The sequence below is a fragment of the Nocardioides sp. genome (assembly GCF_035429765.1).
Lineage (GTDB): Bacteria > Actinomycetota > Actinomycetes > Propionibacteriales > Nocardioidaceae > Nocardioides.
In genome coordinates, this window is the sequence record NZ_DAOMFK010000065.1 from 1 (window position 1) to 14,755 (window position 14,755).

Annotated in this window: 14 protein-coding genes, 1 pseudogene and 1 riboswitch; of the genes and pseudogenes, 6 read left to right on the forward strand and 9 right to left on the reverse strand. The window is 73.0% G+C overall.

What is annotated here, in order from left to right; all coding sequences use genetic code 11:
* Both PLP61_RS08090 and pdxY read left to right on the forward strand, forming a co-directional pair.
* On the forward strand, positions 1-1,825 hold a 1,825-nt coding region (locus tag PLP61_RS08090), incomplete at its 5' end, for an alpha-L-arabinofuranosidase family protein (protein ID WP_502888995.1).
* A 219-nt stretch (positions 1,826-2,044) separates the two neighbouring features.
* Positions 2,045-2,896, forward strand: coding sequence for a pyridoxal kinase PdxY (gene pdxY / locus PLP61_RS08095; RefSeq protein WP_324502094.1), 852 nt, complete (start codon positions 2,045-2,047; stop codon positions 2,894-2,896).
* Positions 2,897-2,908: 12 nt separating this feature from the next.
* Here pdxY and PLP61_RS08100 read toward each other — a convergent pair whose 3' ends face one another.
* The 7 genes from PLP61_RS08100 to PLP61_RS08130 all read right to left on the reverse strand — a co-directional run bounded on the left by PLP61_RS08100 (position 2,909) and on the right by PLP61_RS08130 (position 10,801).
* A complete protein-coding gene (locus PLP61_RS08100) occupies positions 2,909-3,352 on the reverse strand; it encodes a VOC family protein (RefSeq protein ID WP_324502096.1) in 444 nt (147 codons plus the stop codon).
* A 190-nt stretch (positions 3,353-3,542) separates the two neighbouring features.
* Positions 3,543-4,316 carry a dioxygenase family protein gene (locus PLP61_RS08105; RefSeq protein WP_324502098.1) on the reverse strand — a complete coding sequence of 258 codons (774 nt, stop codon included), beginning with the start codon at positions 4,314-4,316 and terminating at the stop codon, positions 3,543-3,545.
* A 28-nt stretch (positions 4,317-4,344) separates the two neighbouring features.
* Complete coding sequence (locus PLP61_RS08110; protein ID WP_324502100.1) at positions 4,345-5,061, reverse strand: uracil-DNA glycosylase; 717 nt, start codon at positions 5,059-5,061, stop codon at positions 4,345-4,347.
* 25 nt (positions 5,062-5,086) lie between these two features.
* Positions 5,087-6,523, reverse strand: coding sequence for a pyridoxal phosphate-dependent decarboxylase family protein (locus PLP61_RS08115; RefSeq protein WP_324502102.1), 1,437 nt, complete (start codon positions 6,521-6,523; stop codon positions 5,087-5,089).
* A 42-nt stretch (positions 6,524-6,565) separates the two neighbouring features.
* Positions 6,566-7,888, reverse strand: coding sequence for an MFS transporter (locus tag PLP61_RS08120; RefSeq protein ID WP_324502104.1), 1,323 nt, complete (start codon positions 7,886-7,888; stop codon positions 6,566-6,568).
* Positions 7,889-7,953: 65 nt separating this feature from the next.
* Positions 7,954-9,318 (reverse strand): alpha/beta fold hydrolase, encoded by a 1,365-nt coding sequence (locus PLP61_RS08125; protein ID WP_324502106.1) that lies wholly within the window; start codon positions 9,316-9,318, stop codon positions 7,954-7,956.
* Between the two features lie 52 nt (positions 9,319-9,370).
* On the reverse strand, positions 9,371-10,801 hold the full coding sequence (locus PLP61_RS08130; protein WP_324502108.1) for an alpha,alpha-trehalose-phosphate synthase (UDP-forming): 1,431 nt from the start codon (positions 10,799-10,801) through the stop codon (positions 9,371-9,373).
* 232 nt (positions 10,802-11,033) lie between these two features.
* On the opposite strand from PLP61_RS08130, the gene napA reads away from it, so the two are divergent.
* Together napA and PLP61_RS08140 are read left to right on the forward strand one after the other, a co-directional pair.
* Positions 11,034-11,327, forward strand: a complete 294-nt coding sequence (napA, locus tag PLP61_RS08135; protein WP_324502116.1) for a nucleoid-associated protein NapA — start codon at positions 11,034-11,036, stop codon at positions 11,325-11,327.
* A gap of 3 nt (positions 11,328-11,330) precedes the next feature.
* Positions 11,331-11,843, forward strand: coding sequence for a LytR C-terminal domain-containing protein (locus PLP61_RS08140; RefSeq protein WP_324502110.1), 513 nt, complete (start codon positions 11,331-11,333; stop codon positions 11,841-11,843).
* Here the strand turns inward: PLP61_RS08140 and otsB are convergent.
* Entirely contained in the window at positions 11,824-12,675 is an 852-nt protein-coding gene (otsB, locus tag PLP61_RS08145; RefSeq protein ID WP_324502112.1) for a trehalose-phosphatase, read from the reverse strand. The genes PLP61_RS08140 and otsB overlap by 20 nt on opposite strands.
* 94 nt (positions 12,676-12,769) lie before the next feature.
* Positions 12,770-12,902: riboswitch (SAM riboswitch) on the forward strand.
* Positions 12,903-12,955: 53 nt separating this feature from the next.
* Here otsB and thrC point away from each other — a divergent pair.
* Positions 12,956-14,221 (forward strand): threonine synthase, encoded by a 1,266-nt coding sequence (thrC, locus tag PLP61_RS08150; RefSeq protein WP_502888996.1) that lies wholly within the window; start codon positions 12,956-12,958, stop codon positions 14,219-14,221.
* A 25-nt stretch (positions 14,222-14,246) separates the two neighbouring features.
* The gene (locus tag PLP61_RS08155) at positions 14,247-14,522 is read left to right on the forward strand and encodes a MoaD/ThiS family protein (protein ID WP_324502114.1); all 276 of its coding nucleotides are present in this window, start codon (positions 14,247-14,249) and stop codon (positions 14,520-14,522) included.
* Positions 14,523-14,534: 12 nt separating this feature from the next.
* Here the strand turns inward: PLP61_RS08155 and PLP61_RS08160 are convergent.
* Positions 14,535-14,755: pseudogene (locus tag PLP61_RS08160) on the reverse strand (hypothetical protein); the annotation flags it as partial.

Consider the following 14,755-nt stretch of genomic DNA (forward strand, 5'->3'; position numbering starts at 1 on the left):
TTCGACAGGTCAACCGGCGGGCTCGACCGGTTCCGCGCGGGGGCGACCGAAGGCCACCATCGTGGTCCAGGTGCACAGCGACCGGGGCAAGGCGCCGACGACGCTGCTGGGCGTCAACCACCACTACCGGCGCAACGGCTACGGGCTGTGGGACCCCGACGCCGACCAGCCCCAGCCGGCCGCCGTGGACGGGGCCGTGAAGGCGGGGATCCAGTCCATGCGGTTCCCGGGCGGGTCGGTGGGGAACCTCTACGACTGGAAGCGCGCGATCGGCCCGGATCGAGGCTGCCAGGTGGACGGGAACGCGCCGCACGGGCCGGGCCTGACCAAGAAGCTGCGCTTCGGCCCGGACGAGTACATGCGCTTCCTCGACCTGGTCGACGCCCAGCCCTTCATCATGATGCCGTTCGTGACCGAGACGCCCGGAGACGCGGCGGACTGGGTGGAGTACATGAACGCACAGGCCGGCGTTCCCGGCAACCCCGGTGGCGGGGTGGACTGGGCCGACGTCCGCGCCGGGAACGGCCATCCGCAGCCGTACGGGGTGCACTGGTGGGAGATCGGGAACGAGCAGGACCACCGCGCCTCGCGCTACTGGCTCTCCTCCGACGGCCGCATCGCGGTACGCCAGTACGCGTTCGGTGGCAGTCCCGTCATCTCAGGTGAGCGACTGGGCAAGAACTGCGCACACCCGCCCGACGGGGTCCGCTCCGACGGGAGTGCGTCCCAGACGTTCGAGATGCTGTACCCACCGGTGCGCAGCGGATCGGCCCAGGTGGTGGTCGACGGTCAGGAGTGGACACGGGTCGGCGACCTCGCGGCTGCTTCCGCAGACGACCACGTGTACACGCTGGAGGCCACCTCCGGACGCGTCACGTTCGGCGATGGCACGCACGGCGCGATCCCGGCCGAGGGCAGCGCGGTGCAGGCGTCGTACCGCAGCGTCCACCAGGGTTTCTTCGCCTTCGCCCGCAGCATGAAGGCCGTCGACCCCTCCATCAAGGTCTGCTCCAGCTGGGGGACGGCGGCATTCCTGGATGTGGTCGGGAAGCGCGCCTTCGACTGCCTCACCACGCACCCGATCACCTCCTTCGGCCCCGCCGAAGGCAAGGCCCACTGGTCGAGCCCCTTGGAGGGTCATGACCGATTCATGCTGGCCGCAGAAGCTCGGCGCGCCGGAGTCGCCCGCCTGCTCGGGACCCGGCCGGCCGCCCGGCCGCTTCTTCTCACGGAGTTCTCTGCGATTCGTGGCGATGACGAGACCTACCCCTCGTGGGCGACGTCGGTGAGCCACGCGGTCTACATGTCCTCGCAGTGGGCCGCGTGGCTCAACCTTCGGATCCGGTGGGGGACCGGTGACGACTTCCTCTGGGGAATCGACCGCGCCGTGCTGGGCCCGGCGCCCTTCTACACGTTCACGGCGGACGCCGTCACCCGGCAGGCGCTCGCGCCGATGTTCTCTGCGGGTGGGACGCTGCTCGCCACTCGCACCACAGGCAATCCGACGCGGCACCCGGCGGGCCTGTCCGGCTCCTACAGCGCTCTGACCATGGCGGCCACGCGGGTGCAGGGCGCCCTGAACCTTCTCGTGGTCAACCGGCTCCCGCTCACCGCCGTGCGCGTCCGCGTCGAGCTGGTGGGTGGTCGGTCCGGTGGCTCGGCCACCATCACCTCGGTGACCGGACCGTCGTTCACGTCGTGGAACCACCCGGGTGGCCCGCCCGACGTCACCCTCCACACGCGGTCCTGGAACATCGGTGCCACCGGGTTCGACTACGTGTTCCCCGCCGCCTCGACGACGGTGATCCGGATCCCCCTGGGCTGAACAGAGCCTGGCCCTGCGCTTCGTCGGCCCGTTGAGTCGCGCGTCCCGCCCCGCTCCGTTGACTGGCGCCCCGCACCCCGTTGAGTCGCGCCCCGCGCCCCGTTGAGTCGCGCCTTCCGCCCGGTTGAGTCGCGCCTTCACCCCGGTTGAGTGGCGCCTTCACGACGTGGCGCCGGACCGCGGCATGACCAGGCCGAGACGGCGCGGGATGATCGCCGCATGCGCGTGCTCTCCATCCAGTCCTCGGTCGCTTACGGCCACGTCGGCAACTCGGCGGCCGTGTTCCCCCTGCAGCGGCTGGGCCACGAGGTGTGGCCGGTTCTCACCGTCCACTTCTCCAACCACACCGGGTACGGCGCGTGGCGCGGACCGCTCCTCCCCGCCGCCGACGTGGCGGCGGTGATCCTCGGCATCGAGGAACGGGGCGTGCTCGGCTCGTGCGACGCCGTGCTCTCGGGCTACCTGGGTGACCCCGAGCTGGCGGCGGTCGTCGTGGACGCCGTGGCGCGGGTGCGCGCGGCGAACCCGGCGGCGACGTACACCTGTGACCCGGTGATGGGCAACGCGGCGTCCGGCTGCTTCGTCCGGCCCGAGATCCCCGACCTGATGCGCGGCCTTGTCGTGCCGGCTGCGGACGTGGTGACCCCCAACCAGTTCGAGCTGGGCTACCTCACCGGCACCGACCCCGAGACGCTTGAGCAGGTGCTGGGCGCCGTCGACCGACTGCGCCGGACCGGGCCGTCGGTCGTGCTGGTGACGTCGGTGACCCACCCCGGCCTGCCGGCCGACGCGCTCGAGATGGTTGCGGTCGACGGTCAGGGCGCCTGGGCGGTCCGCACCCCCCGACTGCCGATCACCGCCAACGGCTCGGGTGACCTGACCGCGGCACTGTTCACCGCGCACCTCGCTGCGACCGGCCGGTCCGACGAAGCCCTGGCGCGCACCGCCTCGTCGGTCTACGGGGTCCTGCTGGCCACCTGGCGGTCCGGCGAGCGGGAGCTGCGCCTGGTCGCCGCCCAGGACGTGATCGCGGCGCCCAGCTGCGAGTATCCCGTTCGACGGTTGCGCTGAGCCGAGGGGCGGTCAGCCGGTCACGCAGAACTCGTTGCCCTGAGGATCGGCCAGGGTGGTCCAGCTGTACGGCCCCTGGCTGGCCTCGTAGAGCACTGTGGCACCTGCCGCCACCAGGCGGGCGATCTCGTCGGCGCGCGGCGTACCGGGATCCACGCGAAGGTCGAGGTGCAGCCGGTTCTTGACGGTCTTCGCCTCCGGCACCTGCTGGAAAAGAATCCGCCGGCCCTGTGGATCGTCGAGCTCCTCGGCGGGACGGATGGCCGCGCCGGTCCTCCACACCAGATGTCCGCGGTGCGTGGTGGTGTCCGCCTCCTCCGCATGCCCCTGCTCGACCATCGAGCGGATGAAGGTTTCGTCCTGGGGCTCGACCGCCCAGCCCAGCGCCTCGGCCCACCAGTCGGCGAGCGGGTGCGGGTCCACCGAGTCGACCACCAGCTGCGTGTGCGTGATCATCCGATCACCGTAGCCCAGGCACCGCTCGGGACGGAGGGCGCGACTCAACGGGGTGCAAGGCGCGACTCAACGGGGTGCAAGGCGCGAGTCAACAGGGTGCAAGGCGCAACTCGACGGGGTGCAAGGCGCGACTCGACGGGGCGGGAGGCGCGAGTCAACAGGGTGCGGGGCGCGAGTCAACGGGGTGGGGTCAGGCGACCTGCAGTGATCTCTTGGAGAGTCCCATCCAGAAGCCGTCGATGACCTGGGTGCCGGGCTGGGTCGGGTCGGTCGCCGCGCCGAGGGTGACGAAGAGCGGGGTGTAGTGCTCGACCGTGGGGTGGGCGTAGGGCAGGCCGGGGGCCTTCGAGCGGTACGCCGCCAGCGCGTCGACGTCACCGCGGGCGAGCGCCTCGGCCGCCCAGGCGTCGAAGTCGGCCGACCAGCCGGGCACCGCGGCGTCGATGCGCCACTCGGTGAGGAACGGCAGCCCGTGGGTGAGGAAGCCCGAGCCGATGATCAGCACGCCCTCGTCACGCAGCGGGCGCAGCCGCTCCCCGATCGCCATCAGCCGGGCCGGGTCGTGGGTCGGCATCGACATCTGCACGACCGGCACGTCGGCGGCGGGGTACATGATCGTCAGCGGTACCCAGGCGCCGTGGTCGAGCCCGCGCGAGGCGTGCTGGTGCACCGGCTCCGTGTCGGGCATCAGCGCCGCGACCCGCGCCGCCAGCGCCGAGGCGTCCGGGGTGTCGTAGCGCATGCGGTAGTACTTCGGCGCGAACCCGCCGAAGTCGTAGACCAGCTCCACTCCCTGGGCCGAGAGCGAGAGGGGCGCGGACTCCCAGTGGGCGCTGACGATCAGCACCGCCTGGGGGCGCGGCAGGTCCTGGGCCCAGCCGGCGAGCTGGCCGGACCACACGGGGTCGTCCAGCAAGGGCGGTGCGCCGTGGCCGATGTAGAGGGCTGGCATCCGGTCGTTCATACTCGGCATAATAGTTGATGCTTCAACTTTATTCCAGCGGGTCGCCGACGGCCGGGTCAGCGGGGAGCGTCCAGTCGACCGGAGCGCTGCCCTGCTCCACCAGCAGCCGGTTGACCCGCGAGAACGGGCGCGACCCGAAGAAGCCGCGGCTGGCCGACAGCGGAGAGGGGTGAGCCGACTCCACCCACGGCAGAGGGGCCAGCAGGGGCTTGAGGGTCTGCGCGTCGCGCCCCCAGAGGATCGCCGCGCACGGGCCGCCGCGTGCCGCGAGCGCGCCGATGGCGCAGTCGGTGACCTCCTCCCAGCCACGCCCGCGGTGCGAGGCCGCCTCGCCCGGACGGACGGTGAGCACCCGGTTGAGCAGCATCACGCCCCGGTCCGCCCAGGCGGTCAGGTCGCCGTGCCGGACCGGCTCGAGGCCCAGGTCGGCCTGCAGCTCGGCGTAGATGTTGCGCAGCGACCCGGGGACCGGCCGCAGGTCCGGCGGGACCGAGAAGCTCAGCCCGACCGGGTGCCCCGGGGTGGGGTAGGGGTCCTGTCCGACGATGAGCACCCGGACGTCGGCGAGCGGCCGCCGGAAGGCGCGCAGGATCCGGCGCCCGGCGGGCAGGTAGTGGCGTCCGGCCGCCAGCTCGGCTCGCAGGAACGCCCCCATCGCCGCGATCCGCGGCTCGACCGGGGCCAGGGCCTCCGCCCAGTCCGGCGCCACCAGCCCCTTGTCCACCAGGTCGGCCAGCGTGCCCATGGTCGGGAGGGTAGCGGGCGTCCGGTCAGGCCGAGCCGGGCCGGGACGGCCGGGAGAGCCGGTCGAGGAAGGCCACCAGCAGCGCCTCGCGCATCGCCGGGGAGGCGAGGTCGAGCATCGCGTTGATCTCGGCCATCCGGCTCGGCAGCGCCAGCCCGCCCTCGGTGGACTGCCCGACCAGGCCCGACGCGGCGAGCAGCCCGTCGAAGTCCTCGTCGCTGAGCGCTGCCGGGTCGAGGGCGGCGATGAAGGCCACCACGCCCTCGTCCACCGTGACCGGCCCGGCCGCGACCGCGGCGTCCACCGACTCCCGCAGCGCGACCAGCAGCTCGCCGACGTGGGTGAGCGTCGCCGCGCACACCGAGAGGTGCACGGTCGGCGGGTGGCCGGCGTAGGACATCTGCGGCTGGACGTACCACCCGCGGGTGAGCATCTCGTCGCACACCGTGAAGGCGTCGCAGGAGCCGTCGGTGACCAGCGCGACCAGGGTGGAGTCGGGGGGTACGGCGAGGCGCAGCGCCGGGATCCCGGCCACCCCCTCGACGATCCGGTCCACGGCCTCGAACGTCTCGGCGGCCAGCCGCTGGTAGCCCTCGTCGCCGAGGGTCTGCAGCACCGCCCACGCCCCGGCCAGCGGTCCGCCGGACTTCGTGGACTGCATCGTGGAGTTCAGCATCGTGTAGCCCGGCCAGTCGGCGGAGGCGAAGTACTGCGGCCGACGGTGCGCCGGCGACCGGTGCAGCAGCACCGAGGTCCCCTTGGGGGCGTAGGCGTACTTGTGGGTGTCCACCGAGATCGAGGTGACCCCCTCGACGGCGAACGTCCACGGCGGCACCGGCCGCCCCAGCCGCGCGGCGTACGGCAGCACCCAGCCGCCGATGCACGCGTCGACGTGGCAGCGCACGCCCCGCGCCGCCGCCTGCGCGGCCACCTCGGTCACCGGGTCGACCACCCCGTGGGCGTACGACGGCGCCGAGACCACCACGAGCACCGTCGTGTCGTCGGTCGCCGCGGCGATCGCGGCCGGGTCGGCCCGGAAGTCAGGACCGGTCGGCACCACGCGCGCCTCGACGCCGAAGTAGTGCGCCCCCTTGCGGAACGCCGCGTGCGCCGTGTCGGGCAGCACCATGCTGGGCCGGGCGACGTCGGGTCGGGAGTCCCGCGCGGACTGCACCGCCAGCAGGCAGGACTCGGTGCCGCCGGAGGTGACCGTCCCGACGGCCTCCGGCGGGGCGTCCAGCAGGTCGCAGGCGAAGCCGACCAGGTCGTTCTCCATCACCAGCAGGCTGGGGAAGGCGGTCGGGTCGAGCCCGTTGGAGCCGGCGTACGCCGCCACCGCCTCGCGGCCGACCCGGTCGACCTCGTCGGAGCCGGAGTCGTAGACGTAGGCCAGCGTGCGGCCGCCGTGGACGGGCAGGTCGCCGGCCTGCAGCTCACGCAGCCGGGTGAGTGGGTCGGGCATGGGGCACCTCCGGGGTTGTGTGGGACGGGGGGCGACCGGCGCTCACCGGTCCACCGCAGCGGCGTCGAGGGAGTAGCGGCGCAGCCAGAGCAGGCTGGTCACGGTGAGCACGGCGGGCAGCAGCGAGAAGCCGAGCACGATGGCCTGCAGGGCCGAGTCGGGCTGGACCACGTCACCGGTCGTCGACGACTCGTAGCCACCCATCGCCAGCACCAGCGCGAACAGCCCGGGGCCGAGCGCCAGGCCGAGGGTCTCGCCCGCGGTCCAGACGCCCGTGTACACCCCGGCCCGGTTGGTCCCGGTACGCCGTGCGTCCACGGCGGCCGCGTCGGGAAGCATCGCCATCGGGAAGACCTGGCCGCCGGCGTACCCCACCCCGACCAGGCCGGTGGCGAGGTAGACCAGCGCGATCGGCACCGTGCCGACCAGGGAGACCAGGAGGGCGCCGGAGGCGAAGACGAGGCTGGCCAGGACGTAGGCCTGCTTCTTGCCGATCCGCTCGCCGACCCGGGCCCAGACCGGGGTGAGCAGGAGGGCGGGGGCGACGAAGCAGACGAACAGGATGGTGCCCGCGCTCGGCTGCTCCAGCACGTCGTTGGCGACGTAGTCGACGCCCGCGAGCATGCAGCCCGTGCCGAGCGCCTGCACCACGAACGTCGTGAGCAGCCAGCGGAAGTCGCGGGCCGAGGCGACGATGCGCAGCTGGTCGCGCAGGCCGCCCGGCCCGGGCTCGACGGCGCCGATCGGCGCGTGGCGCGTCCCCCGGTAGGCGAGCACGGCACCGGTGAAGATGATCAGCGCCATCACCACGCCCATCGCCCGGTAGCCGTCGCGGCCGCCCACGGCGTTGCGGATCATCGGCGCCGTCGCGCCCGCGAGCATGATCGTGAAGGCCAGGATCGCCACCCGCCAGGTCATCAACCGGGTCCGCTCGTCGTAGGAGCGGGTGATCTCGGCCGGCATGGCGACGTAGGGGACCTGGAAGAAGGCGTACGCCGTGGCGGCGGCGAGGAAGAACACCAGCACCCACACCGACTCCAGGACCTTGCTGTCCATCTCGGGGGTGGCGAAGATCAGCGCGAACGCCACCGCGAGCAGGGACCCGGCGCGCAGCAGCCAGGGCCGGCGGGGACCGCGCGGGTCGCTGGTGCGGTCGGAGATCCGACCGGCGACCGGGTTCAGCACGACGTCCCAGAACTTCGGCAGGAACACGATCAGGCCGGCCCAGACGGCGGCGATCCCGAGGCTGTCGGTGAGGAAGGGCAGCAGCATCAGTCCCGGGACCGTGCCGAACGCGCCGGTGGCCACCGAGCCCGACCCGTAGCCGATGCGGACCCTCCGCGGGAGCGCGTCCGTGCCTGGCATGGGTCGCAGGCTACCGCCGTCCGTGGACCTCGGCCGGGCGGGGTGCCCTCACCCGGGCCGCCGGGTCAGGGAGCCAGCGCCCGGGAGCCGCGCGAGCCGTAGCGGCGCTGGGGGTTGACCCCGATCGCCGGCTCCGCGCCTTCCGCCCGCGTCGGCTCGGCGGCCTCGGTGGGCTTCTGCGGCGCGGACTTCCCGGCCGGCTTCGGCTTCTTGGGCGCGGCCTTCCCGGAGGGCTTCGGCTTCTTCGGCGCGGACTTCCCGGCCGGTTTCGGCTTCTTCGGCGCAGCCTTCGGTGCCGCGGTCTTCGGGGCGGTCTTGCGCGTGGTGCGCGGCGTACGTCGGGCGGTCGCCGGCGCGGCCTGCGGCGACTGCCACTGGTCGAACCACTCGTCCATGACGCGCCAGGTGGTGCCGCGGGAGGCCCGGCCGGTGAGCATGCCGAGGTGGCCGCCGGGGACGATCTCGAACCGCACCTCCTGCGCGCCGGAGAGCAGGGGCAGCAGCGCCCGGACCGCCGGCACGGGCGCGATGCCGTCGGTGGCTCCGGCGAAGACCAGGACGGGCTGCCGCAGGTTGGCCATGGAGATGATCCGGTCACCGAGAGCGAACGTGCCGTGCACGAGCTGGTTGCCCTTGACGAAGCGGTGGTAGAGCTGGCCGAAGGTGCGCCCGGGGTAGGCGATCATGTTGTCGGTGAACCGGTCCACGGCCTCGAGCTGGGCCAGGAAGTCGGTGTCGTCGAGACGGGTCGCGATGGCCAGCGGCTTGGTCACCAGCTTCTGGAACGACGAGAGCTGGAAGGCCCAGCGCACCAGCGGCTTCGGGGCACCGCCGAGGGTCTGGTAGGTGCGCGTGATCGCGCCCCTCCCGTCGGTGAGGTTGAGCAGGGGACGCAGGGGGGCCACCAGCGGGACCTGCTTGACGTCGAACGGGGTGCCCACCGCGGTCACCGACGCGATCGGCAGATCGGGCTGGTCGGCGGCGGTGAGCAGGGCGAAGATGCCCCCCAGCGACCAGCCGACCAGGTGCACCGGCCGCCCGCCGCAGTGCTCGGAGGTCTCCCGGATCGCGGTGGGCACCACCTCGTCGATCCAGTGCTCCATGCCGAGGTTGCGGTCGCGGAAGGAGACCTGTCCGTACTCCACCAGGTAGGTGGGGCGCCCGGCCTGGACCAGGTGCTCGACGAGGGAGCAGCCGCGGCGCAGGTCGAAGCAGAGGCTGGGGGCCGCGAGGGGGGTCACCAGCAGCACCGGGTCGCCCTCGGTGGTGGAGCGGCCGGCGGGGCGGTAGTGGTAGAGCTCCCGCAGGGTGCCGTCGGAGACCAGGGTGCGTGGCATCGGGCGGAGGTCGGCCAGACCGCCGTAGAGCAGCTTGTGGGCCACGTTGCTCGCGGCCGAGACCACCTGATCGGGCTTGGGGATCAGGTCCATGGAACGAATCTATCCGGCCTCGCGGCTCGTCTCATCCTCCGGGTACCCGCTCTCACACGCGCCGCAGCGGCGGCTGGTCCCGTCCGCCCACGCAGGAGAGCTCACTGAGGAAGGTGTCGGCCCACCGGCGTACGTCGTGCTCCATCACCTGGCGGCGCATCGCCCGCATCCGGCGGCTCTTCTCGCGCGGGCCCGCGCGGCTGGCCTCCAGCAGGGCCGCCTTCATGCCGTTGATGTCGTGCGGGTTGACCAGCCAGGCCTGCCGCAGCTCCTCGGCCGCGCCCGCGAACTCCGAGAGCACGAGGGCGCCGTCGTTGTAGAGCCGGCAGGCGACGTACTCCTTGGCGACCAGGTTCATCCCGTCGCGGTAGGGGGTGACGACCATCACGTCGGCCGCGCGGTACAGCGCCGCCATCTCCTCGCGCGGGTAGGAGGAGTGCATGTAGGAGATCGCGGGGGAGCCGATCTCGCCGAAGTCGCCGTTGATCCGGCCGACCAGCCGGTCGATCTCGTCGCGCAGCCGGCGGTACTGGTCGACGCGCTCCCTGGAGGGGGTCGCGACCTGGACGAAGACGGCGTGGCCGACCGTGAGCTCGCCCTCGGCGAGCAGCTCGCCGAACGCGCGCAGCCTGACGTAGATGCCCTTGGTGTAGTCGAGCCGGTCGATCCCCAGGAAGACCGTCTCGGGGTTGCCGAGGGACTCGCGGATCTCCGCGGCGCGGGCGGCGACGCCGGGACGGGCCGCGAGCTCCTCGAACCCCTCGGCGTCGATCGAGATCGGGAACGCCGCGGCCCGCACCGTCCGGCCGTCGGGCAGGTGGATCAGGTCGCGGTGGGTCTTGTGGCCGACCCGCTGGCGGACCAGGCGCACGAAGTTGGCCGCGGCGCCGGGCAGCTGGAAGCCGATCAGGTCGGCGCCGAGCAGCCCGGCGAGGATCTGCCGCCGCCAGGGCAGCTGCTGGAACAGCTCGGTGGGCGGGAACGGGATGTGCAGGTAGAACCCGATGCGCAGGTCGGGGCGCAGCTCGCGCAGCATCTGCGGGACCAGCTGGAGCTGGTAGTCCTGCACCCACACCGTGGCATTCTCGGCCGCCACCGCCGCGGCCTGCTCGGCGAAGCGGCGGTTCACCGCGACGTAGGCGTCCCACCACTCCCGGTGGAACTCCGGCTTGGCCACCAGGTCGTGGTACAGCGGCCAGAGCGTGCCGTTGGAGAAGCCCTCGTAGAAGTCCTCCACCTCCTCGGCGCCCAGCGCCACGGGGACCAGGCTGAGACCGTCCTCGACGAACGGCTCCAGGTCGTTGTCGGTGCCTCCCGGCCACCCGATCCAGGCGCCGTCGTTGGCCCGCATCACCGGTTCGAGGGCGCTGACCAGACCGCCCGGCGAGCGCCGCCAGCCCGGGCTGCCGTCGTCCTCGGTGATCCGGTCCACCGGCAGGCGGTTGGCCACGATCACCAGGTCGGCCGAGATCTGAGGGGGCACGCGACCACCCTAACCAGCCGACGCCGCGGGGGGTGTGGGCCAGGTCACAGGGCCGGGCCGTCCTGGGTGTGGCGCGGGGTGGCCGGTGCGCGCGCCGCCCCGCCGGCGTCCCCCCGTGCGCGACCTGGTGCGCGCTCACTCACCACGACTCGCCCGGGACGAATGACACAGCTGTCATTCGTCGCCTACAGTGGGACGCGTCATGCCCCACCTCACCACGGGAGCCCCGCACATGGACGCTGCGAACGCCCTGCCCGGCGCCGCCGGAGGTCACGCGACCCTCAGCGACCGTGACCGCGAGATCCTCGAGTTCGAGCGGCAGTGGTGGAAGTACGCCGGTGCCAAGGAGAGCGCCATCCGGGAGATGTTCGACATGAGCAGCACCCGGTACTACCAGGTGCTCAACGCGCTCATCGACAAGCCCGAGGCGCTCGAGGCGGACCCGCTGCTGGTCCGCCGGCTGCGCCGGCTGCGCGCCACCCGGCAGCGCCAGCGCTCCGCCCGGCGGCTCGGGTTCGAGGTCTGAGCGGTGCCGAGCGCGCCGCAGGCGTCCACGCGCCGTCGTGACGAGCGCGGCGTCGCCTTCCCCTCGCCGCTGGTGCTGCTCAGCATCCTCGCGGTGACCATGGCGGGGCTCGCCTTCGTGGTCACCGGCCACGAGCCCGCGCAGGAGCGGGAGATCGCCGTGGTCGCGCGGCCGAGCGCGGAGCCGTCTCCGGCGGCACCCCCGTCCAGCAGGCCCACCGAGCCGACCCGGCCGGCGGTGCGGCGCGAGAAGGTCTACGTCGAGGTCTACAACAACTCCGGCATCACCGGGCTGGCCGGCCGCGTGGCCACCCGGGCCGCCAACGCCGGCTGGCGGGTGGTCGGCTCGGACAACTGGTACGGCACCATCCCCGCCTCGACCGTCTACTACCCGCCCCGCCTGGCCGAGGCCGGCAAGCTGCTCGCCCTCGACCTCGGCATCGGCCGCCGGCAGCCGGCGGTGGACCCGATGCAGATGGACCGGCTGACGGTGATCCTCACCGACGACGCCGGCTGAGCCCGACGTCCTCGGCCAGCTGACGCAGCAGGCCCAGCACGCCCTCCGGCCCGGGGACCACGACGTCGGCGCGCTCGCGCAGCGCGCTCTGCTCCCGGGAGGCCGAGCAGACCAGCAGCGTGGCCAGCCCCCCGCCGGCGAGCTCGTCGACCGCCGCGAAGGCCTCCACGTCGCCGAGGTCGTCGCCGGCGAACAGGAACCCGCCGGCGTCCTGCTCGCGTGCCAGCGTGTGCACCGCCCAGCCCTTGTCGACGCCGGGGGCGCGCACCTCCACGACGTTGCGGCCGGGCTCCACGAGCAGTCCGTGCCGGGTGGCCAGCTCGGTCATCGGCGCCAGGATCCGGTCCAGCGCCTCCGCCGGGTCCGGCATCCGGCGGGTGTGCACCGCGACGCCGAGGCCCTTCTCCTCGACGTACGCCGTCGCCGCGTCGGCGCGACGCAGCACCGCCGGCAGTTCGGCCAGGAACCGGCCCAGCCCCGCGGGCGGGCGCGGGGAGACGACCCGGCGCTGGGAGGACGACCAGCGCTCGTGGCCGTACTGCCCGAAGACGTAGAGCTCGCGCCCGTCGGCGGCGATCGCCTCCCCGACCTCGTCGAGGCCGCCCAGGGCGAGCGCCTGGCGCGCCGGACGGCCGGTGATGATCGCGACGGCCCGGACCGCCCGGGCCACCTCGACCAGCACCTCGGGCGCGTCGGGGTGAACGTGGGCCAGGGCCGGGTCGTCGACGATCGGCGAGAGGGTGCCGTCCATGTCGAGCCCGACCACCGCGGCGGGCGCAGCGGCGACGAACGCGTCGTACTTGTGTCGGGCCTGCTCGGAGGTGAAGTCCACGGACCCAGCCTGGCATGTCCGGATAGTGGGACTGATGTCCACATGGTGGATGGGCGGCTTCGCGCCGGGACCATCCGGCACTTAGGCTAGCCATCGCTCATCACGAGGGACTGAGGGAACGGCCCGTCGACGTCCCGGCAACCGCCACGAGCCTCCTGCCCCGCGGGCAGTCGTGGAAACGGTGCCAAATCCGACCCGTGGCGACCGCCGTCCGGGACAGATGAGAAGGAGGACTCCTGTGAGCGCATCCCTGGCCGAGCCGCCCCTCGCCGACCCGTCGCTGTTCTCCGGAGCTCCGGAGCCCGGAGGGCTGCGCGAGGGCGCCTTCGGCAACGCCACCGGGCTGTCGTGCCGCGAGTGCGGCCACCGCAGCCCGCTCGGGCCCCACTACGCCTGCCCGGAGTGCTTCGGCCCGCTCGAGGTCGCCTACGCCTTCCCCGCGGTCACCCGCGAGGAGATCGAGGCCGGCCCCCGCAACATCTGGCGCTACCGGGCCCTGCTGCCGGTCCCCGCCGACATCACCGAGAGCCCGAACACCGAGCCGGGCTTCACCCGGCTGCTGCGCGCGGACAACCTCGGCCGCGAGCTGGGCCTGCACCGGCTCTGGGTCAAGGACGACTCCACCAACCCCACCCACTCCTTCAAGGACCGCGTGGTGGCCTGCGCGCTGTCGGCGGCCCGCGAGCTCGGGGCGAAGGTGTTCGCCTGCCCCTCCACCGGCAACCTGGCCAACGCGGTGGCCGCCGCCGGCGCCCGGGCCGGCATCCGGACCGTGGTCCTCATTCCGAGCAACCTCGAGCAGCCCAAGCAGGTCAACTCTGCGGTCTACACCGAGCAGCTGGTGGCGGTGAACGGCACGTACGACGACGTCAACCGGCTGGCCTCCGAGATCGCCGGCGAGGAGGACGGCTGGGCCTTCGTCAACGTCAACGTCCGGCCCTTCTACGCCGAGGGGTCCAAGACGCTGGGCTACGAGATCGCCGAGCAGCTGGGCTGGCGGCTGCCGGACCAGGTGGTCATCCCGGTCGCCTCGGGCTCCCAGCTGACCAAGGTCGACAAGGCGTTCCAGGAGCTGATCTCGCTCGGCCTGGTCGAGGCCAAGGAGTACCGCGTGTACGGCGCGCAGGCCACCGGCTGCTCGCCGGTCTCCGCGGCCTTCAAGCAGGGGCAGCCCGTCGTCCGTCCGGTCAAGCCGGACACCATCGCCAAGTCGCTGGCGATCGGCAACCCCGCCGACGGGCCCTACGTGCTCGACGTCTGCCGGCGGACCGGCGGCGCCGTGGAGGACGTCACCGACGAGGAGGTGCGCGAGGGGATCATCCTGCTCGCCCGCACCGAGGGGATCTTCACCGAGACCGCCGGTGGCACCACCGTGGGGGTGCTGCGGAAGCTGGTGGAGACCGGTCAGCTCGACCCGACGCTGGAGACCGTGGTGATCAACACCGGCATGGGCCTGAAGACCCTCGACGCCGTGGCCGGCCGGGTCGGCCCCGCCGCCGTCATCGACCCGTCGTACGCCGCGTTCGTCGCCACCGGCATCGCCTGAACCGCCCGCCGGAGAAGGAGCCACCATGGCCGTCAGCGTCCGCATCCCCACCATCTTGCGCAGCTACACCGGCGGCGCCTCGGAGGTGACCGCCGAGGGCGGCACCCTGGCCGAGGTGCTCGACCACCTCGACGCGGCGTACCCGGGGATCCGCGGCCGGGTGGTGGACGAGGCGGGGGACCTGCGCCGCTTCGTCAACGTCTACGTCGGCAACGACGACGTCCGCTTCCTCGACAACCTGACCACCGCCACCCCCGACGGGGCGCAGATCTCGGTCATCCCGGCGGTCGCCGGCGGCTGACCCTGCCGGACGTCATCCGTCCGGAGCAGACGGGTGCTCGGCACGTACGACGACCTGGGCGAGCGCGGTCCGGCGGGACCGGAGGTGGGCCAGCTCGGCGGCGTTGTCGCAGCGGGCGATCGCGGCGTCCAGCGCACCGACCGCCTCGGCGGGCCGCCCGGCCCGGGCGAGCAGCTCCCCGCGGGTGGCGGGCAGCCGGTCCTCGGGCAGGTCGAGCCCCTCGAGCAGCACCA

What these genes read in the sequence shown, in the direction of transcription:
- PLP61_RS08105 (WP_324502098.1), bottom strand. Translation starts at nt 4,316, where the DNA reads ATGAACGACCGGATGCCAGCCCTCTACATCGGCCACGGCGCACCGCCC.
- PLP61_RS08120 (WP_324502104.1), bottom strand. Translation starts at nt 7,888, where the DNA reads ATGCCAGGCACGGACGCGCTCCCGCGGAGGGTCCGCATCGGCTACGGG.
- PLP61_RS08115 (WP_324502102.1), bottom strand. Translation starts at nt 6,523, where the DNA reads ATGCCCGACCCACTCACCCGGCTGCGTGAGCTGCAGGCCGGCGACCTG.
- PLP61_RS08125 (WP_324502106.1), bottom strand. Translation starts at nt 9,318, where the DNA reads ATGGACCTGATCCCCAAGCCCGATCAGGTGGTCTCGGCCGCGAGCAAC.
- PLP61_RS08155 (WP_324502114.1), top strand. Translation starts at nt 14,247, where the DNA reads ATGGCCGTCAGCGTCCGCATCCCCACCATCTTGCGCAGCTACACCGGC.
- PLP61_RS08110 (WP_324502100.1), bottom strand. Translation starts at nt 5,061, where the DNA reads ATGGGCACGCTGGCCGACCTGGTGGACAAGGGGCTGGTGGCGCCGGAC.
- pdxY (WP_324502094.1), top strand. Translation starts at nt 2,045, where the DNA reads ATGCGCGTGCTCTCCATCCAGTCCTCGGTCGCTTACGGCCACGTCGGC.
- napA (WP_324502116.1), top strand. Translation starts at nt 11,034, where the DNA reads ATGGACGCTGCGAACGCCCTGCCCGGCGCCGCCGGAGGTCACGCGACC.
- PLP61_RS08100 (WP_324502096.1), bottom strand. Translation starts at nt 3,352, where the DNA reads ATGATCACGCACACGCAGCTGGTGGTCGACTCGGTGGACCCGCACCCG.